The organism is Chondromyces apiculatus DSM 436 (assembly GCF_000601485.1).
Taxonomy (GTDB): domain Bacteria; phylum Myxococcota_A; class Polyangia; order Polyangiales; family Polyangiaceae; genus Chondromyces; species Chondromyces apiculatus.
The window spans coordinates 1-16,941 of record NZ_ASRX01000071.1 but is presented as its reverse complement, the minus strand read 5'-3'; the positions used below and the strand labels follow the sequence as shown (position 1 = coordinate 16,941).

General features: G+C 68.0%; 14 protein-coding genes and 1 pseudogene. 8 read left to right on the top strand and 7 right to left on the bottom strand.

Annotation, left to right across the window (positions count from 1 at the left end; all coding sequences use genetic code 11):
- Positions 1–8 precede the first annotated feature (8 nt).
- Positions 9–596: a Uma2 family endonuclease gene (locus CAP_RS34270; RefSeq protein ID WP_044248652.1), complete on the bottom strand. Its 588-nt coding sequence runs from the start codon at positions 594–596 to the stop codon at positions 9–11.
- A 946-nt stretch (positions 597–1,542) separates the two neighbouring features.
- Here CAP_RS34270 and CAP_RS49085 point away from each other — a divergent pair.
- Positions 1,543–2,599 (top strand): annotated as a pseudogene (locus tag CAP_RS49085) (transposase).
- A 542-nt stretch (positions 2,600–3,141) separates the two neighbouring features.
- Here CAP_RS49085 and CAP_RS34255 read toward each other — a convergent pair.
- Positions 3,142–3,732 carry a Uma2 family endonuclease gene (locus CAP_RS34255; protein WP_044248647.1) on the bottom strand — a complete coding sequence of 197 codons (591 nt, stop codon included), beginning with the start codon at positions 3,730–3,732 and terminating at the stop codon, positions 3,142–3,144.
- A gap of 279 nt (positions 3,733–4,011) precedes the next feature.
- Here CAP_RS34255 and CAP_RS34250 point away from each other — a divergent pair, with 279 nt between their 5' ends.
- Positions 4,012–5,628 carry a benzoate-CoA ligase family protein gene (locus CAP_RS34250; protein ID WP_044248644.1) on the top strand — a complete coding sequence of 539 codons (1,617 nt, stop codon included), beginning with the start codon at positions 4,012–4,014 and terminating at the stop codon, positions 5,626–5,628.
- 133 nt (positions 5,629–5,761) lie between these two features.
- Here the strand turns inward: CAP_RS34250 and CAP_RS46170 are convergent, their stop codons facing one another.
- The 3 genes from CAP_RS46170 to CAP_RS34235 form a co-directional block, all read right to left on the bottom strand.
- Complete coding sequence (locus CAP_RS46170) at positions 5,762–7,249, bottom strand: FG-GAP repeat protein (protein WP_052376508.1); 1,488 nt, start codon at positions 7,247–7,249, stop codon at positions 5,762–5,764.
- A gap of 137 nt (positions 7,250–7,386) precedes the next feature.
- A complete protein-coding gene (locus tag CAP_RS34240; RefSeq protein ID WP_044248643.1) occupies positions 7,387–8,568 on the bottom strand; it encodes a hypothetical protein in 1,182 nt (393 codons plus the stop codon).
- A 94-nt stretch (positions 8,569–8,662) separates the two neighbouring features.
- On the bottom strand, positions 8,663–10,009 hold the full coding sequence (locus CAP_RS34235) for a hypothetical protein (RefSeq protein WP_044248640.1): 1,347 nt from the start codon (positions 10,007–10,009) through the stop codon (positions 8,663–8,665).
- Between the two features lie 438 nt (positions 10,010–10,447).
- On the opposite strand from CAP_RS34235, the gene CAP_RS34230 reads away from it, so the two are divergent.
- The 4 genes from CAP_RS34230 to CAP_RS34215 all read left to right on the top strand — a co-directional run bounded on the left by CAP_RS34230 (position 10,448) and on the right by CAP_RS34215 (position 14,214).
- A complete protein-coding gene (locus CAP_RS34230; protein WP_231511852.1) occupies positions 10,448–11,989 on the top strand; it encodes a serine/threonine-protein kinase in 1,542 nt (513 codons plus the stop codon).
- 9 nt (positions 11,990–11,998) lie between these two features.
- Positions 11,999–13,120: a hypothetical protein gene (locus CAP_RS34225; protein ID WP_052376506.1), complete on the top strand. Its 1,122-nt coding sequence runs from the start codon at positions 11,999–12,001 to the stop codon at positions 13,118–13,120.
- Between the two features lie 189 nt (positions 13,121–13,309).
- Positions 13,310–13,873: a TetR/AcrR family transcriptional regulator gene (locus tag CAP_RS34220; protein WP_044248638.1), complete on the top strand. Its 564-nt coding sequence runs from the start codon at positions 13,310–13,312 to the stop codon at positions 13,871–13,873.
- Positions 13,870–14,214 carry a DMT family transporter gene (locus tag CAP_RS34215; protein WP_044248636.1) on the top strand — a complete coding sequence of 115 codons (345 nt, stop codon included), beginning with the start codon at positions 13,870–13,872 and terminating at the stop codon, positions 14,212–14,214. Before CAP_RS34220 ends, CAP_RS34215 begins: the two co-directional genes overlap by 4 nt.
- A 48-nt stretch (positions 14,215–14,262) precedes the next feature.
- Here the strand turns inward: CAP_RS34215 and CAP_RS34210 are convergent, their stop codons facing one another.
- Both CAP_RS34210 and CAP_RS34205 read right to left on the bottom strand, forming a co-directional pair.
- Positions 14,263–14,811 (bottom strand): PaaI family thioesterase, encoded by a 549-nt coding sequence (locus tag CAP_RS34210; protein WP_231511851.1) that lies wholly within the window; start codon positions 14,809–14,811, stop codon positions 14,263–14,265.
- Positions 14,812–14,820: 9 nt separating this feature from the next.
- On the bottom strand, positions 14,821–15,672 hold the full coding sequence (locus CAP_RS34205) for an SDR family NAD(P)-dependent oxidoreductase (RefSeq protein ID WP_044248634.1): 852 nt from the start codon (positions 15,670–15,672) through the stop codon (positions 14,821–14,823).
- A 78-nt stretch (positions 15,673–15,750) separates the two neighbouring features.
- Between CAP_RS34205 and CAP_RS34200 the strand changes: the two genes are divergently transcribed.
- Both CAP_RS34200 and CAP_RS34195 read left to right on the top strand, forming a co-directional pair.
- Complete coding sequence (locus tag CAP_RS34200; protein WP_044248632.1) at positions 15,751–16,305, top strand: TetR/AcrR family transcriptional regulator; 555 nt, start codon at positions 15,751–15,753, stop codon at positions 16,303–16,305.
- 174 nt (positions 16,306–16,479) lie between these two features.
- Positions 16,480–16,671 carry a hypothetical protein gene (locus tag CAP_RS34195; protein ID WP_156041393.1) on the top strand — a complete coding sequence of 64 codons (192 nt, stop codon included), beginning with the start codon at positions 16,480–16,482 and terminating at the stop codon, positions 16,669–16,671.
- Positions 16,672–16,941 lie beyond the last annotated feature (270 nt).

Genomic DNA, 16,941 nt, shown 5'->3' with positions numbered 1-16,941 from the left:
AGGAACCCTCAGGTCCTCGCAGCATCCGGGGTCCAGAGCGCCGAAAGCTCCAGCTCGACGGCATCGAACGGCGCAGCCCTCACCCGATCCTCCCCGGAGAACGCCTGCTCCCGCTCCCACAGCTTCCGTGCGTTCAGGTGGAAGACCTCCAGCGATCGCGCCACGGGATCGATGAACCAGAGCCAGCTCACCCCCGCCTTCGCGTAGACCGGCATCTTCCGGAACCGGTCGTGGGTCGCGGTCGAAGGCGAGAGGACCTCGCACACCCAGTCCGGCGGCAGCGTGAAATAAGGGACGCTCGGGACCTCGGGCATCCGCTCCCGCCGCCAGCCGGCGAGGTCCGGGATGAGCACGTCCTCCCCCAGGTGCAGCTCGGGCTCCGGCAGGATCCACCACCCCCCGGGGCCACCTCGGCCTCGCGTGAACGGCGTGCCCAGATCCATGGTCAGGATGCCCGCCGCCTTGGTGTGCGGGCTGGCGGGCCGAGGAAAGGTGTAGAGCACCCCCTGGATGAGCTCCGCGACCAGGTGCTCCGGCACGGCTTCGAGGTCGGCGTAGGTGGCGGGGTGCTGCGGCTTCTCGGCGGGATGTCCCATCAGCGTCTCCAGGCGAGGAACCGCGCCAGCGCTGCGACCTCGGCCCGTGCGGAGGCTAGCACGGACCCGGGCTCCATCCGGCGCTCGCGGGATGCCCCTCGAGTCTCTCCCCCGCGTCACGATCAGGCGCCCCTACGAGGTGCGGCTCCCGCGCGACTACTCGGACGCGATCGACGTGTCACAGCCCAACGAAGCGGAAGACACCCGGAAGGTGCTCGCCATCTTCGGCCGCATCCGCCAGTTCGTCTTCGAGAAGTACCGCCACGCCAGGCGCGACGCCCATGGAGCTGCGTCAGGGCGTGTTCCGCACCCCCAGCTCGGCAGGCCTCCGGAGCACGTGCTGCGTGGTCCGGAGGGTGTGGCCGCGGCTGTTCGATGCCCGCAGGGGTCGGGGACGGGCGCGGGAGAGGGCAGGACGTACGCGGGGAGGCGGGGGACGGGCGCGGGAGGGGCGGGCACAGGCGCGGGAGATGAGGGCACGGGCGCGGGAAGCGCGAGCACGGGCACGGGCACGGGAGATGAGGGCATGGGCGCGGGAAGCGCGAGCACGGGCACGGGAAGTGCGAGCACGCGCCGTGCACAAAAAAACATGTGCGAAGGAACACCGGAACGGAGGGGACGGGGAGAGGAGGTCGCAGCGATCCGGAGGAAGCTGCAAGCGATTGCGGGGATGCGCTCACCCCGGACTACCTCGTTCCCGTCCCAAAAGGGGGGGAGCCTCGATCCGTGGAGCATCCGAGGAGCTTTAGCTGGCGCGAGTCTCCGATAACGGTACGACCCTGCGACGATTGGGTCGCGGGTTCCTGACGTAGGGGTCCGCCGGTGGATGACCTTGCCGCGATCTCGTGGGCGCTGAGGAAAAGACGACGAGCTGTCCGCAACTTTGTATGTCGGAGGGATCGCGTTCACGGCGGTCCCCTGCACCGTCAGGGAGGACGGCGCTCCGATGCGCAAGAGCTTCGACCGACAGCGACCCCTCACGCAGCCGTGGCTGAATCACCCTCAAGCGAAGCAACTGGGGCACATTGCCCAGGTCCTCGACGCGCTGCCCGAAGCAGCGGAGCTTGTGCTCAAGGACCTCGTTGGGGCTGGCGTCGACCCTCACACAGGGCGACAGGGGATGAGCGCCGAGCAAGTGCTCCGGGTGCTCGTCCTCAAGCAGATGCAGGACTTCAGCTACGAGGAGCTGGAGTTCCACCTTGCGGACTCGGCCACGTACCGCGCCTTCTGTGGTCTGGGCGTCGCCGACGCGGGGCCGAGCAAGTCCACGTTGCAGCGAAACATCAAGGCGGTCTCCGAGCAGACGCTTGAAGAGGACGCTCCGCGATGCACGTACAGCGCTGGCCATCTTGCGCAAGGTGCGGGGCGATAAAGACCAAGCCAGAGTGGACAGCTTGATGGCACAGCTCCAGTACCACGTCGTCGCTGCCGAGCGCGTGCTCGATCAAGCGCAGCGCCGGGTGCTGAGAGGCCAGTCCGTGCCAGCGCACGAGAAGGTCGTCTCGATTTTTGAGCCCCACGTCGACGTGATCGTGAAGGCCAACGGCGAGACGCAGTTCGGGCACAAGGTGTTCCTCTCGGCCGGCAGATCAAGCCTCATCTTCGATGTCGTCGTGCCCCGAGGAAACCCCGCCGACTCCTCCATGGCCACCACGATGATGAAGCGGCACGTCGAGATCTGCGGCCAGCCTCCAAAGCAGGCAGCGTTCGATGGCGGCTTCGCCTCCCAGTCCAACGTCGCTCAGATCAAGGCTCTCGGCGTCGGTGACGTCGCCTTCAGCAAGCGTCGCGGGCTGGAGGTCTTGGAGATGGTCAAGAGCTCGCGGGTCTACCGCGTCCTGCGCAACTCCAGGGCAGGTGTCGAGGGCGTCATCTCCTACCTCAAACGTGCCTTCGGTCTGGGTCGCTGTGACTGGCGCACCTTCTCGTCATTCAGAGCGTACGTGATGGGATCCGTCATCGCAGCGAACCTGGTGACCATCGCGCTGGCCGCCACCGGTTAGCCGTCGACCCGCGGCAAGGACGTGCTCAGGCGCCCCAAAACAGGGCCGGCTGGAGGCGTGTGCCCAGCAAGCGCCTCCATCTGTGAAACAAGGCACATTTGCATCGCAGACCCTGCGCTATCGCAGTCGGAACTGCTCGCGCCACTGTCGGCAGAGGCTCCGCCCACCGCTGGAGACAGCCTTCTGGGACGGCAACTAATTATGAGGCGCGTATGGGCGCTGGCTCGCCATCAACAGGATCGACAACATCCCTCCTACAATGGGGGATTGCGTGGGACGACAACGTCAGCGGAGCCCCGCGTCGACGGCATGAAGCCGTCATGCAGGGCCGCTGGGTGCCTCACAGTCTGTCTTATGTTTTCGTCCCTGGTCAATCCTGATCCTTATCGCGGTACCCAGGGGATGGGCCGTCACCCGGAGACACACTCTCCCCTTCTGGGTGCTCGGAGCGCGCGAGACGCTGGGCTTGGCGACGTCATGCTTTGCCGACGTCGGGATGACCTCCAGCCACCTTCCCGCGACGGCTGTCTCTCCGGGTGGCCTCAGCCGCCTCCGGGCGCCTCGTCCGCCAGCCCTTCCCATAGCGCCGTCAGGTCTAGCGCCACCGCGTCGAACGGCGGCGCACGCACCGTGGTGACATCCTGGATCCGCATCTGCAACGTCCAGCGCTTCTGCGGCCCGAGGTGATACACGTCCAGCGCCTGCATCGTGGGCTCGATGTACCACAGCCACGTCACCCCCGCCGCCTCGTAGACCGACACCTTGCGGTAGAAGTCCTCGGCAACCATCGAGCGCGATAGGAACTCGCAGACCCAGTCCGGCGGCAGCGTGAAGAACGGCGCCCGCGGCATCTGCGGCCCCCTCTCCCGGCGCCACCCGGCGAGGTCCGGCACGAGCACGTCCTCCCCCAGGTGCAGCTCGGGCTCCACGTAGATGTGCCAGCCCCCGGGCCCGCCGCTCCCCATGTCGAACGGAGGTCCCACGGTCATGCAGAGGCGCCCCGCCGCCCTGCACTGAGGCGACGCCGGCCGCGGGAACGTGTGCCCCACGCCAGCGCTCAACTCGGCCACGAGGTGCTCCGGCACCGCTTCCAGGTCGGCGTACGTCGCGCGCTTCTTGGCAGGGTCTCCCATCGGCACATCCGGAAGAGCTCGAACGCAGCGCCCTGCCCCGCCTCCTCCCCCCGAGGGTAGCCGCCCCTCCTCCCGATCGTGCAAGCACAATCCAGGCTCGGCGCGCGCGCCACGTGCTACTCCCTGGAGATGCGCAGCCCGCCGCGCCACGTCGCGCAGCCTGCCGCGTCAGGTTGCGCAGCCTCCTGCGCCCCAGGATCCGGAACGAACGTCCCCTCGTAGCTCCCGACCCCTGTCCCGTGCGACGCCGCCCTGCCGCGTCGCCTCCCCGAGGAAGCCATGGAACTCGCCCCCAAGGCCCCGCCCGAGCAGTTCAACTTCGCCGCCCACCTCCTCGCCCTCAACCAGGCCCGCGGCGAAAAGGTCGCCTACATCGACGACCTCGGCACCCTCACCTACGCCGAGCTGGAGCACCGCATCAGGAGCTTCGCCTCGTCCCTCCTCCGCCTCGGCCTCCGCCGCGAGGAGCGCATCCTCGTCGCCATGCTCGACACCGTGGACCTCCCCGTCGTCTTCCTCGGCGCCCTCTACGCCGGCGTCGTCCCGGTCCTCGTCAACACCCTGCTCACCGCCGACGACTACGCCTACATGATCGGCCACAGCCGCGCCCAGCTCGTGGTCACCTCCGGCCCCCTCCTCGACAAGCTCCGCGCCGCCGTCACCACCTCCGGCACCTCCCTCCGCCTCCTCGTCTCCCAGCCCGCCGCCCGCGACGCCGCTGCCGACGGTGCTCCCGGTGTCCCTGGGGCTCCTGGCGCCCCCGGTGCTCACGGCGCCCCCGGTGACCTCGACCTCGACGCCCTCCTCGCCGAGCCGCCCGCCGCCGCCCCTGCCGACACCCACGTCGACGACATCGCCTTCTGGCTCTACTCCTCCGGCTCCACTGGCCGCCCCAAGGGCACCGTCCACACCCACGGCAACCTCCACTGGACCGCCGAGCTTTACGCCAAGCCCATCCTCGGCATCCGCGAGTCCGACGTCGTCTTCAGCGCCGCCAAGCTCTTCTTCGCCTACGGCCTCGGCAACGCCCTCACCTTCCCCCTCAGCGTCGGCGCCACCACCGTCCTCATGGCCGAGCGCGCCACCTGCGACGCCATCTTCGCCCGCCTCACCCGCCACAAGCCCACCCTCTTCTGCGGCGTCCCCACCCTCTTCCTGGCGATGCTCGCCTCCCCTGCCCTCCCTGCCCGCGCCGACGTCGCCCTCCGCGTCTGCACCTCGGCCGGCGAGGCCCTCCCCCAGCAGGTCGGCGAGCGCTTCACCGCCCACTTCGGCGCCGAGATCCTCGACGGCATCGGCTCCACCGAGATGCTCCACATCTTCCTCTCCAACCGCCCCGGAGAGGTCGTCTACGGCACTACGGGCGTCCCCGTCCCCGGCTACGACGTCGCCCTCCGCGACGAGACTGGCGCCCTCGTCCCCGACGGCGAGATCGGCGACCTCTACGTCAAGGGCCCCTCCACCGCCCTCCTGTACTGGCGCAACCGCGACAAGACCCGCGCCACCTTCCTCGGCGACTGGATGAAGACCGGCGACAAGTACCAGCGCCTCCCCACCGGCCACTACGTCTACGCCGGCCGCAGCGACGACATGCTCAAGGTCAGCGGCCAGTACGTCGCCCCCGTCGAGGTCGAGATCGTCCTCCAGGAGCACGAGTGCGTCCTCGAAGCCGCCGTCATCGGCAAGGTCGACCCCTCCGGCCTGATGCGCACCTGCGCCTTCGTCGTCCTCCGCGAAGGCCACGCCCCCGGCGACCACCTCGTCCTCGCCCTCCAGGCCTTCGTCAAAGGCCGCCTCGCCCCCCACAAGTACCCCCGCGAGATCGCCTTCGTCACCGAGCTGCCCAAGACCGCCACCGGCAAGATCCAGCGCTTCCGCCTCCGCGAAGGCGGCTGAGCGAAGGAAGGCAGGCTCCGCCTCGACGCTCTGGAGCGCCCCTCCCCCCGCGCTCCGCGCTCCGCGCTCCGCGACCGGGCCGGCCGAGACCGGACCCGTCACGTGCCCGTCGGGGGCGCCTCCAGGCTCGCGCCTAGCCGAACAGCCGATACCGGCCACCTCGACGCCTGAAGAATCGACAACCAGCGATCACGGCGAGGAGACAGAGGCCTGCCGATTCTGTGCTCGTATGCGCCACCATTCCGGCGTGACATCCGCCAGCAAACCACTCGGTACACGCCACGGATGGGGTGCCGTAGCCTTGGTGGCAAGAGGTATTCGAGAGGGGTGCATCACCGGACCCAGGGTCACCACCCTCATCGACGTGCGCCTGATCTTGGGTCTCACCTTGGACTGGCGTGGAGCCGGTCGGCCCGCACGTTCCATCGACGCACTCGAAGGAGCGACAGTCGGCAGCGGTGGTGCAAGGCTCTCCCTCCTCGAGCTTTGTATCGAGCTGGAAGGCGTAGGCTGATCCTGTATCCAGGAAGCCGCCATCTCGCCATGGTGCACAGGCCACCACCGCGTTGCCGTCGATCGCTACGGACGTCCCCACCCTGTCACCCGCCGCGCCGTTCCCCGCGGTGAGCTTGGCATACTCGCTCCATTCCCCCTCCGTCTGGAGGAAGACATAACCACCCCCGGAGGATTCCCCCTGGTCATCCACCTGCGAAGACCCCACGACGAGCTTGCCAGGTGCGGTCGACAGCGAGATTCCAAAAGCGTCTCCCGACCGACCGTCCCGCGGCGACAGCTTGGTGCGCTCCTGCCAGAGCGCACCAGTCCGCTCGTACACGTAGACGGCACCTGACCCTGGAGCCGCGCCATCGGCCAGGTAGGTCCCGACGAATGCCGTGTCGCCCTCGAGGGCGACAGGGTTGCCGAAGAACCGGTACTCCTTGCCATCACTCGCCGTCAGCTTGGCTTGCTGGTGCCAGACCTGGTCCTCTCTCTTGAAGACATAAGCCGCTCCCGAGGCCTCTCCCTGCTCATGCCTCGTATCGGCCCCGACGAGGATCGTGTCGCCCGAGATCGCCACGGAGATACCGACGTCATCGAAGCTCTTGGCTTCCTCCGGCACGAGCATCGCTTGCTCGCGCCAGGTGCCGCCGACCCGACCGAAGACGTAGGCAGCCCCGGTCTTCTCATGCACCTGGAAAGCACCCACCACGGCCGTATCGCCGTCGATGGCCACGCTACATCCGAACAGACCGAACGGGGCGCTTTCGCTGCCGACCAGCCTGGTTTCCAGGACCCAGGCGCCGCTCTCTCGGGAGAAGACGTACACCGCCCCCGTATGACGCGGGCCTTCCTTGGCGAACAAGGCCCCGACGAGCGCCGTATCTCCGGAGATGGCCACGGAGAAGCCGAAGTCGTCCCCGACCTGACCATCCGGGGCGAGCAGCTCCGCCTCCTCGATCCACCCGCTCTCGCCGCGAACGAAGGCATACGCGGCCCCCGTCCCGTCGAGCGCGCTGCGGGCCCCGACGACCAGCGTGTTCCCAGCAATGGCCGACGCAGACCCGAACTGGCTGTATGCACGCCTGTCCTGCGCGTACAGCTCCTCAGGTCCGGTGATCATGGTAGCCCCCTCTGACAGTGTAGCGATGAATTTTTCAGCGCCTTCGACGCGCGTTCACAGGTTCATTCAATGTGCGCCGCTCTCTCACGGTACTGACCTTCCGTGCCCTGGCGATGGACAGGGGTCGTGCAGAGCATTCACTTGGCCATGATCATGATCGACCCGTTCGCGTCCATGCTCGTCCAGTAGACGGCGCGATCATCAATGGCGATCCCCAGGGGCTGCACCATACCGTCGGCCAGCACCTCGACCGCACCACCACCCAGTGGAGCGCGTGAGAGTGTCCCGGCGATGCCGTCAGTCCAGTACACGTGAGTCTCGTCCACCGCGAGCCGCTCCAGGCCAGCTTCGGTGCTCGCGACAAGGGTGCTCGCTCCGCCCGCCGTGGGGACCCGCATCACTTCCCCGCCCGTCGTATTCAGCCAGTACACCGTCGACGCGCGAACCGCGAGATCCACGGGGCCATCCAGCAGGGTCGCGAGGTTCGTGGGTCCACCACCACCGAGCGGTTGCTTGCGCACGGCGCCTCCGCCGAAGCTCGTCCAGTACAGCAGGTTCGCGTCGACGACCAGCGCGGTGGGGGTGCCTTGCTGAGAGGCCATGGTGACGATGGCGCCGCCGGAGAGCGCTCGTCGGACCACGGTGCCATTCCCGCTACAGGTCCAGTAAATCGAGCTCTGATCGACCGCGACGGCATACGGCTCCGCCTGACCCGTCGCGAGCACCTCCGGGCTGCCGCCTTCGAGGGCTACTCTCATCACCGAACCGTCGTCGCGATTCGTCCAGAAGGCATGCGACCCGTTCACGACCACCCGGAATGGCCCGGATTGGCCGGAAGCAAGGTCGGTCAGCGCGCCAGACGAGTGAGCTCTCCTCCTCACCCTCCCGCCGGACCTGTCCACCCAGTAGAGGCTCTTGGCGTCGACCGCGAGCGCCTGCGGCTCACTCTGGTCCGTGGCGAGCACGACCTGCTGGCAGGTGGCCTCGAAGCACGCTCCGCCCAGGCAGTCATGATCGCAAGCACCGCAGTGCTCCTGATCCATCGACAGGTCCACACATCGCTCACCGCATGCGCTCAGGGGTGCGCTGCAGTTCACTCCCCCGGTCCCCCCGCCGGCATGGACGCCACCTTCACCCCCGGTTCCGCCGCCTGTCGGGTCCCCACCGCTCCCCGTGCTCCCGCTGCTGGTCGGCGCGACCACCTTCAGGTCCGGTGCGCAGTGGATGATCAGCCCTGCGGTGCTCAGGAAAGCCAGCAGCATCTCGACCCTGCGGGTCGGCGGGTGGCCTCCCGCGGGTGACGGCGTTGCCTTGTTCATCCACCCTTCTCCTCACCTTCAGCCGGCGCAAGCCCGCCCTCCGGCCCTGCGATCCGGCGACCCCCGTCGTTGCCCTGAGTGCGTCTGACTGCGATTACCAGCCCGCGGAGATCTCACGCTGGGGCGTGAGCGCCTTGACGCCGCGCGCGACGCCATCGTCGAGCGCCACGATGACCCCACCGCGAAGCTCGCCCTCCTTGCCGTGGATGTCGAACTGGTAGTACGGCAGCAGCGGCGATCGACAGTGCGCGTCATTGAGCGCTGGATCCCACGTGAGCTCACCCCCTGCGAGGGTTTCATCCGGCAGCAGCATCTCCGCGGCGCGCGCGAATGCCTCTTGCCTGCTGATGCCCAGGAACGGCAGCGGCTTTGAGGGGATCCAGATCTGCTCCAGGGCACCGTCGCTCTTCGCGAGCTGCACCATGGCCGAGACCTCCCCGTCGTTGATCAGGATGGGCACCAGGAAGTAGTCCCACACTTCGCCCGAGGGCTTATAGCCGTGTATCTCCCGTGCTTCGCCAGCCGTGCCTTTCTCCAGGGCGGACCAGAAGAGAGGATCGTCATCGATGCCGGCAAGGAAGATGGCATCCCAGACGCGCGCCTCGGCGAGCCCGGCGTCCATCCTCTCCGTGGCGGCGACGATTCCCGGGAACGGCACCAGCGTCGTCGACATGGACTGGATCCTCTCGGTGTCCATGGCGAGCAGTTGCGGCGACTTGCTGGGCGGATCATAGGCGACGAGGTACTTGTTGTAATAGGGGTCGCTGGTGCCCACGCTGGTGAGGACCTTGTAGAACGTGGTTTTCCACGTAGCGCCGCTCGCCTGGCCCACGCCGTCTTCGTAATAGTTCCACCCCCCGTCCGACTCCTGTTCACCGGCGGGGGTACCAGGCAGCACTTCGGGTCCGCCATCGTAGAATTTCACGTAAACGAGTGCCTCGCCCATGTTCAGATCCACGCGCATCTCGTAAACGGTGGCCCAGTGATCGGCCTGGCCATAAATTGGAACGAGCGAAGGCGATTGATAGATCCTGAGGGCATTCAGCTGGGCGTTGATGGCGATGCTCTGCTGGGAAGGGCTGTATGACTTGGCGAACCAGTTCTGGCCAAATGTGTCGTTGAGGACCGTCTGAAATTGGCCGAAGCTGCACCGCTCGGGCCACGTCGAATTTGCGGGGGTTATGCTCTTGCAGGCGTTCAGGAGAGCGCCCTCCTGTCCTGCCACGTTCGCGTTGCCGAAGAACTTCGCCCCCATCAGCCCCGACGCCACGAAGCTGCGGGCCGTGCCAGCCCCGAGCGACCCGTTGATCTCCCCGTTGTTGCCAACGGGAGGATAGTTGGTCTTGTACTCGAAGTAATTGGGGTTGGCCCGGGACGCCCCCGAGAAGAAGAGCGTCCCCACGAGCAAGGAGGCCGCACAGAAGAGTTCATGGATGCGCATGGTAGATGCTCCGTCGTTGCCAGGTTGCCGCTGGGGTACATGCGCACGCTTCGAGCTAGAATCGTAAGCGCCACCCGGAGAACGCGGGGGGTCTCTAAATCCGCTGGAGGCCAGGTGTCCACATGCACGGTGGGGACTCTAACTGATAATGCGGTAGAGGAGCAACTGTATCCTTCTCCACTTCTGTGCTTCGACGCGGAGGGTTCAAAAACGACAAATATGCACACGTTTCCCGCAAGGCACACGTAACACGCCCGCTCAACCCCTTGCTCATACCCCTGCTCATACCCTTGCTCATACCCCTGCTCATACCCTTGCTCATACTCTTGCTCATTAGAAGCTTGAAAACGTTCTTGACCTGGTGGGACAGGCAGGATCAAACTCTCTCCCCCAAGGGCTGGATGCTCGGTCTGATCGGGCCCCGTGAAGTCGGGCCCCGTGAAGTCGGGTCCCATGGAGAGGGCGGCAAGGATGGCCGGACAGCAGATCTCGCCCACGCTGAGGCTGGTGCGTCCGCTGGGGCAGGGCGCGATGGGGAGTGTCTGGGTGGCCGAGCACCTGGGGCTGAACACCCAGGTCGCGGTGAAATTCATGACGCCTGCTGCCGCGCAGGACGCGGTCCTCGTGGCCCGTTTCCGCCGCGAGGCCGCGGCCGCCGCCCAGATCAAGAGCCCGCACGTTTCGCAGGTGTTCGATCACGGGGTGGCGGCGGACGGCTCGCTCTACATCGTGATGGAGCTGCTCGAGGGAGAGGATCTCCGGCGGCGCATTACGAGGCTCGGCAGGCTGTCGTTTCGCGAAGCAGCGCAAATCGTCAGCCAGACGGCGAAGGCGCTGGGTCGGGCCCACCAGCTCGGGATCATTCACCGCGACATCAAGCCCGACAACCTCTTCCTGCTCGATCTGGACGGCGAGCCCTTCGTGAAAGTGCTCGATTTCGGGATCGCGAAGCAGAACGTGCAGGGCGACCCGGGCATGACCGAGAGCGGGAGCATGCTGGGCACGCCGTACTACATGAGCCCGGAGCAGCTCCTCAGCTCGAAGCACGTGGATGCGCGCGCGGACTTGTGGGCGCTCGGGGTGGTGGCGTATCAGATGTTGACCGGGAAGCTGCCGTTCACCGGCGAGACCCTCGGGGCGCTGGCGGTGGCCGTGAGCTCCGGGGTGCTGGTGGCGCCCAGCGCGCTGCGATCAGGTATCCCGCCGGCCGTGGATGCGTGGGTCACGAGGGCTTTGCAGCGGGATCCTGCGGCCAGGTTCGCGTCTGCCAGGGAGATGGCAGAGGCGCTGGAGGCAGCCGTGGTGGGCGCCGAGGGGGGGCAGGGGGCGATGGCCTCCGAGGGAGATCACGAGGCGACCTCCGCGCCCTGGGTAGCAGCGCCAGAGGAGAGTGCAGCTTCTCGGGTGACTGACGGAGGAGCTGGCAAGGCGGCTGACAGCACGCCGCACGAGATCGCGGAGCACAGAACCCAGGGACGGACCTTGCAGGGTGTTGTCGCTGCGGGTGCACACGCCAGACCGAAGCACCGCTCGCTCGCGCTCGTCGCGCTCTCTCTGGGTGCGCTCACGCTGGTGGGAGCAGCGCTGTTGCCGGGCGGCCCCGCGAGTATCGCGGAGCAGGTGCAGCAGGTGCCGGAGGGTCTGATTCCGGCGCAGGGAGAGCCTGCTGCCGCAGCCACGGACCCTGCAACCACTGCGGCCCCGGTCCCGAGCGTCAGCGCCGCTGCGGCCCCGGTCCCGAGCGTCAGCGCGAACGCGGATCTCTCACCGCCAGACACGGCGCTCTCCACCGGGGTTGCACCGGCAAAGACTCCGGCCGCGACCAACGTGAACGCGGTGGCCGCCCCGGTCGGGTGGTCTGGCCAGCCTGCAGGTCATGCCGACGGAGCGGTGACCAGGCCCGAGGGGATGAGCACGAAGAAACCGGCGAGGCCACGACGATCGCCCGCAGGTGACGGCAGCGACGACGTTGGTTTCTGAGGAGGGAGCATGAGAACCACACCGACGACGCTTCGCCGCCATCGAGGCTGGACGCTGCTGCTGGCCGTGGCTGTAACGGTCCTTTCCGCCAGCGCGCAGGCTGCGGAGCCGACGGCCGAGGATCGGGAGCGGGCGCGGGCGCTGCTCCTGGAGGGGCGGGAGAAGCTCAAGGCGGGCGACGGTGAGGTCGCGGTGCGCTACTTCCAGGCAGCGCACGCCATCATGGGAGTCCCCACGACGGGGCTGGATCTGGCGAAGGGCCTGGTGGCGCTCGGCAGGCTCATGGAAGCGCGCGCCGTTGCGCTGGGGGTGACGAAGATCCCGCCCACCCCGGACGAGACGATGGCATTCACGAGGGCACGCCGTGCAGCGGCGGAGCTGGCGGAGGAACTGGCGAACCAGATCCCGGCGCTGGTGATCACCGTGAAGCAGCCGGCTGGCGTGCAGGTGCAGGTCCTCGTCGATGGGAAGGCAGTTCCCGCGGAAGCTCTGGGATTGCCCTGGAAGGTGAACCCGGGGAAGCACCTGCTGGTCGTGGCAGCCAGAGGGTTCCAGGCCGAGCCGCGCCAGGTCACCGTCAAGGTGGCCGAATCCCTCACGGTCGAGCTATCGCTCTCCCCGGAGACCGGCGCGGCGCGTGCGCTCCCGGAAGCCCCGCGGCGCGTGGGGGGCGCCCGGATGTCACCCTCTGGCGAGAGCAGCGCCTCGCCCCCGTCCCGAGGTGAGGTGACGGCCGGGCCGGGTGGCGCTGGTCCCGAGGTGCCAGGCTGGGTCTGGATACCAGGGGGTGCCGGCCTCCTGGCACTGGGCGCCGGGCTGGTCTTCGCCATCAACCACGCAGCCGTGCGGGGGACAGTCTCCGAGGATTGCCCGGCGAACCTCTGTGACTGGAATCGCTACGATGACGCGAAAGCGACGGCCCTGGAGGCGCAGTGGAACCGCAGCCTGGGGCTTGCCCTGGGCTTCGGGGCTGCCGGGCTCCTCGGCGTGGGCAGCGCGCTCTACGGGATCGTGACGGCGGAACCGGCGCGCCCGAGCGACGCAGAGGAACGGAAGTCGCGCCGCGACCTGGGCGTGGTGCCATGGGCCGGAGACAAGGGCGCCGGAGCAGCACTCGTGGGGCATTTCTGAAGCCCTTGCAGCGCAGGTGATGCTGGCGGTCAGAGCGCAGGAGACGACCCCGTCATCCCTTCCAGGCAGTCGCCGAGAGCCGTTGCCGAGCCGCACCTCCCGGGATGCACCCCCGCCCCCCGAGCCGCCGCCAACCCACCGGAATCATTCCCCCTTGCGAAGAAACCTACCAGTTGGTATCTTCTTTGAGTGACGAGAGCGTACGAGCGCAAGAAGGAGCCCGCCCTCGTCCGGCGGCGGCTCCTGGAGCACGGGGCGCGTCTCTGCGGTCAGCAGGGCGTGGCCGGCCTCAGCCTGCAGGAGGTCGCGGAGACGGCGGGCGTCACCAAGGGAGGGTTGCTGCACCACTTCCCCTCGAAGCAGGCGCTCGTGGAGGCGATCTTCGACGATCTGATGCAGGCGTTCGAGGAGATCGTGCAGCGCGAGATGGCCTCCGACCCGGAGCCTTTCGGGCGCTTCACCAGGGCCTACATCAACGGGACGCTGGATCTCATCGGACGTGAGGACCGGGGCGGGTGGTCGGCCCTGATGATGTCCACCCTCACCGAGCCATCCTTGAAGCGAAAGTGGGTGGAGTGGCTCGACGGCCATTTGCAGCAGGAGGGCCGCGTCGACGCCGATCCGATGCTGGAGCTGGCGCGGTACGCGGTCGACGGCATGTGGCTATCGGGCTTTTTCGATGCGCATGACCTGCATGGCTCTCCCGCTGAAACCCTACGAAGGCAGCTCATCACGTTGACGAGGAAACCATGAACCCATCCGTCATGACCTATGGAGCGTTGGGGCTCGCAATCACGCTGGAGATCGTGGGCACGACGCTCCTGCAGAAGTCGGCGCAGTTCACCAGGCTGATTCCAACCGTGGCCATGGTGATCTGTTACATGGGCGCATTCTACTTTCTCTCGCATGCGCTGAAGACGATACCCATGGGTATTGCCTACGCGATCTGGAGCGGCCTCGGCATTGTCCTCATCTCGACGGTGGGCGCCGTGGTGTTTCGCCAGCGCCTGGACCTGGCGGCGATCATCGGGCTCGGGTTCATCGTGGTGGGCGTGGTCATCGTCAACGTCTTCTCCAAGGCGGTCACGCACTGAGGGCGCCCCGGCAGCCACGCGTCGATACCAGCGATCCCAGGCGCGACATCAGCCCGAAAATCCCCGACCGCTCACGGTCATCATCGTCGCCAGCATGGTCGCGACGGGCTTCAGCCCCCCCTCGGTCTCCGCGACCACGTCACCTGTGGTGACCGTGAGCGTCCGACCGGGCTTCGTCACCCGCCCGTAGGCCATGAACCTGCGGCCAGCGGCAGGTGCGAGGAAGTTCACCTTGTACTCCGCCGTCAGAACGGCGGCGTCCACAGGCATCAGCGAGTACGCGGCGTAGCCGCATGCGCTGTCCACGATGGCGGTGATGATCGCCGCGTGAAGGTAGCCGTGTTGCTGCGTGAGGTCCTCTCGAAAGGGCAGCTCGATGACGACCTCGCCCGGCGATACCGACGTCAGCGCTGCGCCGAGGGTGCTCATGGCGCGCTGGCGCGCGAAGCTTTCGCGGACGCGCTGCTCGAACGCGGCGTCTGCGGGCGTGAATACCTGCGGTCCGAACGGTGTCCTGAAATCGCTCATCAACGTGCTCCCGCCCGAGCCATACCGCGAGGCCACCACGGGAGCGAGCAGGGGATGGTCGAGAGGCATCCGCGTCGCTCAGAGCCAGCTCACCTGCGCCAGTGCCTCCGAGCGCTCCCACAGCGCCCGTGCCGACGCGCGATCCGCGAACGCCGGCCACGGTGCCTCTCGCTGCGGAGGCGCCCCGCGCTTGCTCCCGGGGCCATAAGCCTCGCCGCCCTGCACGTCCTGCCCCACGATCGCGTGCACCGTCGGCAGCGCGCCCTCGGCGGCCGGGCGCCCGAAGAGCGCGCTCACGAGCCGCGACCCCACGCCCATCAGGCCCGTCGGCTTCGTCTGCAGTGGCGTCGCGGCAATGCCCGGGTGGGCGACCACGCTCTTCACCGCCGATCCCCGCGCGCGCAGCCTGCGATCCAGCTCCGCCGCGAACAGCGAGTTCGCGAGCTTGCTCTGCACGTACGCGCCTCCCTGGGTGTAGCCGCGGCTGCCATCGAGGTTGTCGAGCTTCAACGTCCCCTTCCTCGCCAGGCCCGAGCTGACCGTCACCACCCGTGGATCCGCGCCTCCTTCGAGGTGCTTCAGCAGCAGCGCCGTCAGCAGGAAGTGCCCGAGGTGGTTCGCGCCGAACTGGAGGTACACCCCCTCCTTCGTCCGCGCGAGCGGGATCGTCCCGAGCCCGGCATTGTTGACGAGCACATCGAGCTTCGGCGCCCGCGCCCCGAGCGCCCGCACCGCGTCGAGGTCGCCAAGGTCGACCAGCTCCAGATCCACCCGTGCCCCCGGAGACGCTTGCAAGATCGACGCGCGCGCCGCCTCCCCGCGCCCCCGGTCGCGCACCGCCATGACGACGTGGTCGCCCCGCTCCGCCAGCATCCGCGCCGCCTCGAAGCCGATGCCGCTGTTCGCCCCGGTGATCATCACGGTTCGCATAAGCGGATAACTAATCCGTTTCACGGCCGCCCGCAACCCGAAACGGACAACCTATCCGTTTCCGGGTATGCTCCGCGCATGGCCACCAAGCGCGCCGACGCCCGGCAGAACCGCGAGCACCTGCTCTCCGTCGCCCGGGAGATGGCGCGCGCCGGCACCGTCCCGAGCTTCAACGCCCTCGCCCGGGAGGCCCAGCTCGGCGTGGGCACCGTCTACCGCCACTTCGAGGACGAACAGGCCCTCCTCGTCGCGCTCGTCGAGGACGACCTCGCCGCCTTCCGCGCCCTCATCGACGACGCCCTCCAGCGCGAGGATGCCGGCGCCGCCCTCGACCTGCTCCTCCGCCGCTGGGTCGACCTGCTCACCCACCAGCCCCTCGTCGCCAAGATCCTCGCCGCCTCCCCCGCCGATTTCCGCGCCCTGGAGGACAAGGCCGCCACCCTGGTCACCCGCGCCAGGAAGCAGAAGGCGCTCCGGCGCGACGTGACGGTCAGCGACCTCCGAAGGCTGGTGTGCGGCATCGAGCACGCCGCGGCAGCCGGAGAGAAACCGAGAGAAGCCGCCGCCCGGTACGTGGACATCGTCCTCGCCGGCCTGCGCCCGGAGCGCCCCGCGGGCAAGCAGGAGACGTGAATGCCAGGGAGCGGCGAGGCGTCTGAACCAACCCCAGTGCTCGTCCGAATCGAACATCGCCTGGACTCCGAGAAGGCAGCGCGAAACCGGCGCCCATCGAGGAGCACCGCCATAGAAGCGGCCCGCCGAGAAGTCGCAGAGCGCTGCGCCCGATTCCAGGAACTTGCCCGTCAGGTGCCGGCCATGCGCGCGCAGCTCGGGCTCCCCGACCGGGAGCGGGCCGCCGTGGATACCTATGTCGAGGTGATGGCAGCCTGGATGAGCGGCTACCTCGCCTGGCAGGCCCAGACCCGACGCTACCTCAGCGCGACGCAGAGACTGCCCAGCTCCGGGCCCGGCGACTTCGACGAGGTGCTGCAGGCGTAGCGGGCCCGCCCCGGTCCCCGCTCGTGCTCGACGCCGCTGCCCTTGCCCCGCTGTCCGGCGAAGTTCGGTGGCGGCTTCGTAGAGACGATCCTGTGGGTCGATCGCACCGCGGTCATCGCGTGCACGTTCAACCTGCTCGAGCGTGCACGATGCTCTTCGCTCCCGCGTCGCGGCGAGCCGTCCTCCACGCGCCAGCCGTTCTCCTTCTCGCCTCAGCAGTCCTCCTTCTCGTGCCAGCAGTCCTCCTTCTCGTGCCAGCGGTCCTCCTTC